Annotated in this window: 6 protein-coding genes; 2 read left to right on the forward strand and 4 right to left on the reverse strand. The window is 66.8% G+C overall.

Annotation, left to right across the window (positions count from 1 at the left end; translation table 11 throughout):
• Positions 1-208: 208 nt before the first annotated feature.
• Both BKN37_RS25130 and BKN37_RS25135 read right to left on the reverse strand, forming a co-directional pair.
• Positions 209-703 (reverse strand): hypothetical protein, encoded by a 495-nt coding sequence (locus tag BKN37_RS25130; protein WP_131823691.1) that lies wholly within the window; start codon positions 701-703, stop codon positions 209-211.
• A 582-nt stretch (positions 704-1,285) separates the two neighbouring features.
• Positions 1,286-1,549 carry a hypothetical protein gene (locus BKN37_RS25135; protein ID WP_071029767.1) on the reverse strand — a complete coding sequence of 88 codons (264 nt, stop codon included), beginning with the start codon at positions 1,547-1,549 and terminating at the stop codon, positions 1,286-1,288.
• Between the two features lie 379 nt (positions 1,550-1,928).
• Between BKN37_RS25135 and BKN37_RS25140 the strand changes: the two genes are divergently transcribed.
• Entirely contained in the window at positions 1,929-3,839 is a 1,911-nt protein-coding gene (locus tag BKN37_RS25140; protein ID WP_194074098.1) for a glycoside hydrolase family 15 protein, read from the forward strand.
• A gap of 11 nt (positions 3,840-3,850) precedes the next feature.
• Complete coding sequence (zwf, locus tag BKN37_RS25145; protein WP_071029771.1) at positions 3,851-5,296, forward strand: glucose-6-phosphate dehydrogenase; 1,446 nt, start codon at positions 3,851-3,853, stop codon at positions 5,294-5,296.
• 16 nt (positions 5,297-5,312) lie between these two features.
• On the opposite strand, the gene BKN37_RS25150 is transcribed toward zwf, so the two are convergent.
• Both BKN37_RS25150 and BKN37_RS29615 read right to left on the reverse strand, forming a co-directional pair.
• On the reverse strand, positions 5,313-5,621 hold the full coding sequence (locus tag BKN37_RS25150) for a hypothetical protein (RefSeq protein ID WP_131823692.1): 309 nt from the start codon (positions 5,619-5,621) through the stop codon (positions 5,313-5,315).
• 79 nt (positions 5,622-5,700) lie between these two features.
• On the reverse strand, positions 5,701-6,017 hold a 317-nt coding region (locus BKN37_RS29615), incomplete at its 5' end, for a hypothetical protein (RefSeq protein ID WP_207547294.1).

Consider the following 6,017-nt stretch of genomic DNA (forward strand, 5'->3'; position numbering starts at 1 on the left):
AGGTGTAAAAGAGACAGGCCCGCGGTGTCGCGCGAGGTGCTGCGGGCCGGCCCGGACGTCGGTGCCCTGCGGACCGCCGCGGAACGGATGCGCGACGCGGTGGCCCATCTGTCGGCGCGGTAGCCCGACGGCTTTTGTGGATCAATCGGGTGGGGACCCCGACGCGGGCGCCGCAACGATGCCGGCGCCCGCGTGGGATTGTCGACGATTACCAGCCGAGGTTGGCGCCGCCGCCGGCGTTTTCGTGGGCGCCGCCGCCAACACCATCCGGACCCAGGTTGAGGCCGCCGCCGGTGTTCTCACCGGCGCCGCCGCCGAAGCTGTCCGGGCCGAGATTGAGGCCGCCGCCGGTGTTTTCGTGGGCGCCGCCGCCGATGTTTTCCGGACCGAGGTTGGCGCCGCCGCCGGTGTTGTCGTGGAAGCCGCCGCCGAACGGACCGAGGTTCACGTTGGCGCCGGCGTGATCGTCAGCGCCGCCGCCGATACCGTTCGGACCCAGGTTGAGGCCGCCGCCGGTGTTGTCCTGGAAGCCGCCGCCGACCGGGCCGACGTTGACCTCGGCGCCGCCGTTGCTGTTGGCGCCGGCGCCGACGCCACCGTCGGGATCAGCGCTGGCGACGCCGGCCCCGATGCCGAACACGCCGAGAGCGAGGGCGGTGGCCGAAGCCAGCGCCCACCGGGAAAGGGTACGAGGCATCTTCATCCGATTCTTCTTTCGCTGCTAAACGGGTGCAACTCAGCGGAAACACATTTGTACGAACCGGTCGCCGCGTTGAATCCCCAGGTGGACCATCCACCCGAGTTCGGATCGTATCCGGGCCACCCACACTTGGCAAATTGTTTTAGCTATGAATTGGCTAGGTAACCGGGGGAAGTCGCGTCATATTTGGAGAGATTTATTTGACGGTGCTGTCAAACCTGTTGGCGGTGTGGCCGCGCCCGCCGGGCGCTGGGGCGCAATGGGATTCCGGCTCGCCGGGCGGACGCATCAAGGCGGGCCGCAGCTGCCGGCGGTGGCCGTGCCGCGCCCGCCGCGGCACGGGTAATTATGTGGTGGCATTAGTGGGTGATTGGGTGCGGGGTCAATCCGGAGCCCAAAATAAATTCCTGATCGGCAAGGAATTGGCGTTGCCGTCAGCAAAACAAGAATGACGACATTTCAAACGTCCGGCTTCGGCGGCGGCCGCGCTGTCGCACGGCTTGGTGGCCCAGCTGGTGTTCGGTAGCGCCCAACGGCGGACCACCGGAAATGGTGGTCCGCCGTTGGGCGCCGAGCGGGAACGCCTCAGCGGTGACCCGAGGTGGCGACGACGTCCGCGGGGTGGTGCTTGAGTTCTTTCTTCTCCTGCTTGACGGCCTTCTTGCGGTCGTGGTGGTCGAGCTTGATGCTGGGGCCGGGTTGCGGCGCGGGTGCGCCCTTGCTGGCGGCGATCGGCGCATTGCCGGGCAGGGGAGCGGCATTCGCCAGTGCGATTCCCGTACCGAAGAGTCCCGTCAGTCCAATTCCGGCGGCGAGCGAAGAGGCGCACAGCACACGCTTGGCGTTCATAACATCAGCTCCTTTTCCGTAATCTGCGGTGTTCCCGCTGACATGAACGACGGTAATTCCCGGACCCTTGGAAAGGCTGAGGCAGGCCCCCAAGCTTACTGATAATGCGTGCTGAAATCCAAACGGGCGGTGCATGTTTCACTTTACGCCGGTGGTCGGGACATTGCCAGGTACTCCACAGGAGCCGGATGTAACGTTTTTAATGACGCGCAGGTCAGAACCGCATTTTGCAGACACGCGGTAAGCGGCGGGCCATGATGACCCCATGGGGAGCACCAAGAAACGATCAGGGGTCATCGAGCAACCGGGCACGATCACCGGCGATAGCGGGGCCGTCGGGAACGGGCAGCCGGTCCTCAGCGAAACCGGGGCGCTGGAAATGGCGTTGTCGACCCGCAGCCCATTCCCGCCGATCGACGAGTACGCGTTCTTGTCCGATTGTGAGAACACCTGTTTGATCGCCCCCAACGGTGCGGTCGAGTGGATGTGCCTGCCGCGCCCGGATTCACCCAGTGTGTTCGGCGCCATCTTGGACCGCGGCGCCGGCCACTTCCGGGTCGGCCCCTACGGGCAAAACGTGCCCTCCCAGCGGGTGTACCGGCCCGGCGGGCTCATCGTGGAAACCACCTGGCAGACCGAGACCGGCTGGTTGACCGTGCACGACTGCCTGGTGATGGGCGAATGGCACAACACCGACAAGCGCTCCAAGACCCACCGGCGCGCCCCGACCGACTGGGACGCCGAACACATTCTGCTGCGCACGATCAAATGCGTCAGCGGCACGGTGGAGCTGGAAGTCAGCTGTGCGCCGGCGTTCGACTACCACCGACAGGAGGCGCGCTGGGCGTACACCGGCGAGGTGTACGAGGAGGCCACCGCCACCTGCAAAGGCGCCGCCGGGGCCGACCACCCCACGCTGAAGTTGACCACCAACCTGCGGTTGGGCATCGAAGGACCCGAAGCCACCGCCCGCACCCGGATGACCGAAGGCGACGAGGCGTTCGTGGCGCTGTCCTGGTCGCCGCTGCCGGCGCCGCACACCCAAGAGGAAGCCGCCCAGAAGATGTGGCAGACCTCCGAATGCTGGCGGCAATGGATCACCATCGGCAAATTCCCGGATCATCCGTGGCGCGGGTACCTGCAGCAGAGCGCGTTGGCGTTGAAAGGGCTCACCTACGCCCCAACCGGCGCGCTGATGGCGGCATCCACCACATCGTTGCCGGAAACACCTGGGGGAGTGCGCAACTGGGACTACCGGTACGCCTGGGTACGGGACTCGACGTTCGCCCTGTGGGGGCTGCACACCCTGGGACTGGACCGCGAAGCCAACAACTTCTTCCATTTCCTGTCCGACGCGGCCGTCGACGAGGACGGCCAAGCCCAGACGCTGCAGGTGATGTACGGGGTGGGCGGGGAGAAAACCCTGACCGAGGCCGAACTGAACCACCTGTCCGGCTACGACGGCGCCAGCCCGGTACGGATCGGCAACGGCGCCTACGACCAGCGGCAGCACGACGTCTGGGGGGCCATGCTGGACTCGGTCTACCTGCACGTGCGCTCCCGCGACGAACACGTCCCCGAACAGCTGTGGCCGGTGCTGAAAAAGCAAGTGGAACAAGCCATCGAGCATTGGCGGCTGCCCGACCGCGGGATCTGGGAGGTGCGGGGCGAGCCGCAGCACTTCGTCTCGTCGAAGGTGTTCTGCTGGGTGGCGCTGGATCGCGGCATGAAGCTGGCGATGCTGCACGGCGAGAAGGAGTACGCCCGCGAGTGGGCCGCGATCGCCAGCGACATCAAGGCCGACATTTTGGCCCACGGCGTCGATGCCCGCGGTGTTTTCACCCAGCGGTACGGCAGCGACGCCCTGGACGCGTCGGTGCTGATGATCCCGCTGCTGCGGTTTTTGCCGCCCGAGGACCCGCGGGTGAAAGCGACCGTGCTGGCGATCGCCGACGAACTCACCGTCGACGGGCTGGTGCTGCGCTACAAGGTGGAGGAGACCGACGACGGGCTGGTCGGCGAGGAGGGCACCTTCACCATCTGTTCGTTCTGGCTGGTGTCGGCGCTCGTGGAGATCGGCGAACTGCACCGGGCCAAGCAGCTGTGTGAGCGGCTGCTGGCCTTCGCCAGTCCGCTCAGCCTGTTCGCCGAGGAAATCGACACCCGCACCGGGCGTCATCTGGGCAACTTCCCGCAGGCGTTCACCCATCTGGCGTTGATCAACGCCGTGGTGCACGTGATCCGGGCCGAGGAGGATGTCGCGGCCGGCGAGTTCCAGCCGGCGTACTGAGGGGGACCACGATGGTTGCGACCGAGAAGCGCGGCGCCGCGCCGCACGTTGTCGTGTTATTCGGTGCCACAGGTGATTTGGCCCGCCGCAAGCTGCTGCCGGGCTTGTTTCACCTGTCCATGTCCAAGCTGGCGCCGGAACTGCGCATCGTCGGCACCTCATTGGACGACTTGGACGACGACGGATTCCGGCGCATCGCCGCCGAGGCGTGCGAGCAGTTCTCCCACACCACGGTGCCGGCCGAAGACCGCAAGCAGTGGGTGCAGGGCCTGCGCTATGTGCCGCAGGCGGCCGGTCCGGGCGCGCTGTCGACGACGGTGGCCGAAGAAGCGGCCGGGCTCGGCGGTGACGTCAAACTGCTGCATTACCTGAGCGTTCCGCCGAAGGCGGCGATCCCGGCGATCCGCACCCTCGAACAGGCGGGCCTGGTCAAAAACGCCGGGGTGGTGATGGAGAAGCCCTTCGGCACCGACCTGGACAGCGCGGTCGCGCTCAACGCGTCGATCCACGAAACCTTCGATGAATCGCAGATCTTTCGGATCGACCACTTCCTGGGCAAGGAGCCGGCCCAGAACATTCTGGCGTTCCGGTTCGCCAACGGGCTGTTCGAGCCGATCTGGAACCGGACGTTTATCGACCACATTCAGATCGACATCCCCGAGAAACTGTCCCTGGAGGGCCGGGCGGCGTTCTACGAACCGACCGGCGCCTTCAAGGACATGGTGGTGACCCACCTGTTTCAGGTGCTGGCCTTTGTCGCGATGGAGGCGCCCACCGCACTGGCCTCCGACGCGATCGGCGTCGAGAAGAACAAGGTGTTTCGGTCCATGGTGCCGCTGGATCCGCGCAATGTGGTGCGCGGCCAATACCGCGGGTACCGCGACGAGCCCGGCGTCGCACCGGATTCGGACACCGAGACGTTTGTCGCGCTCAAATGCGAGATCGACAATTGGCGCTGGGCCGGGGTGCCGTTCTATCTGCGCACCGGCAAATGCCTGGCCGAGGGGCAGCGGATCATCTCGATCGCGTTTCGGGAACCGCCCAAGAGCATGTTCCCGCCCGGCTCCGGGGTGGGCGCGCACGGTCCGGACCACCTCACCTTCGATCTCGCCGACCAGTCCAAGGTGTCGCTGTCGTTCTACGGCAAGCGGCCCGGGCCGGGGATGAAGCTCGACAAGCACAGCCTGCAGTTCGGGCTGGCCGACACCGACACCGTGGGCGACGTGCTGGAGGCCTACGAGCGGTTGATCCTGGACGCGATGCGCGGCGATCACACGCTCTACACCACCTCGGAGGGCATCGAGCGGCTCTGGGAGGTCTCCGCGCCACTGCTGGCCGATCCACCGCCGGTGCGCGGCTACGACGTCGGCTCGTGGGGCCCCAACGCCATCCATCAGCTGATCACCCCGCACGCCTGGCGGCTCCCGTTCGACCGGGTGTGGCGCAGCAGCAAGTGAGCACCCGACGCAGCCGTTAGTGGTGCGGAATCTTGTCCAGCACCGAGCGGCACTCGGCGGTGGCGCCCAGCCGCTGACAGGCGTTCTGGGCGATCCGCGCGGCCTGTTCCGGGGTTTGGGTGGTGCCGTTGTCGACCTGCCAGACGTAGCCACGGCCCTCGTCGGCCAGGCAGCGCACCGCGGTGCCGGCGCTGGACTTCGTCGACAGGTTCAGCTGGCCGCTGTCGCAGGCGGACCCCGCCGCGGGGCCGTCGGCGCGGGCCAGCGCGGGCGGGGTGACGATCATCGTCGCGGCGAGCACGGCGGCGGACCCTGCGATTGTCATCCACTTCATGCCGGCTATGTCGAGACCGGGCCCGGCCGCGTTACGGTGCGTCACGTCACAGCCGCCCCACCCGTATCTACTACGCGGCGTCGTTGTCGGTTTCACCGGCGAAAGGCCTGTTCGACACGCCGCGCGACACGCGCGACACGTAATGCGATCTGGAAAATATGCGAAACCGGCAATGCTTCGACGTCAGAAGCTGTCGTAACAGCCGGCTGCCGAATCGCGCCCACCTGCTGGCAGACCGTGCCGATCGCCCAAAACCGCTGCTAGACAGCGTTTTCGAGAAATCTGCCCGCGCACCGGCGCGGGGCGGGCGGTTGCCGGCCGGTCGGCGCCCGACGGCGGCGGCGAATCGCCGCTCGGCCCATACGCTGGGCATTTGTGGCCCTAAGC

Source organism: Mycobacterium talmoniae, from assembly GCF_001854525.1.
Lineage (GTDB): Bacteria > Actinomycetota > Actinomycetes > Mycobacteriales > Mycobacteriaceae > Mycobacterium > Mycobacterium talmoniae.

Excerpts from the sequence above, each read along its gene's own strand:
- BKN37_RS25130 (WP_131823691.1), bottom strand. The coding sequence starts at position 703 with ATGAAGATGCCTCGTACCCTTTCCCGGTGGGCGCTGGCTTCGGCCACC.
- BKN37_RS25135 (WP_071029767.1), bottom strand. The coding sequence starts at position 1,549 with ATGAACGCCAAGCGTGTGCTGTGCGCCTCTTCGCTCGCCGCCGGAATT.
- BKN37_RS25140 (WP_194074098.1), top strand. The coding sequence starts at position 1,929 with ATGGCGTTGTCGACCCGCAGCCCATTCCCGCCGATCGACGAGTACGCG.
- zwf (WP_071029771.1), top strand. The coding sequence starts at position 3,851 with ATGGTTGCGACCGAGAAGCGCGGCGCCGCGCCGCACGTTGTCGTGTTA.
- BKN37_RS25150 (WP_131823692.1), bottom strand. The coding sequence starts at position 5,621 with ATGACAATCGCAGGGTCCGCCGCCGTGCTCGCCGCGACGATGATCGTC.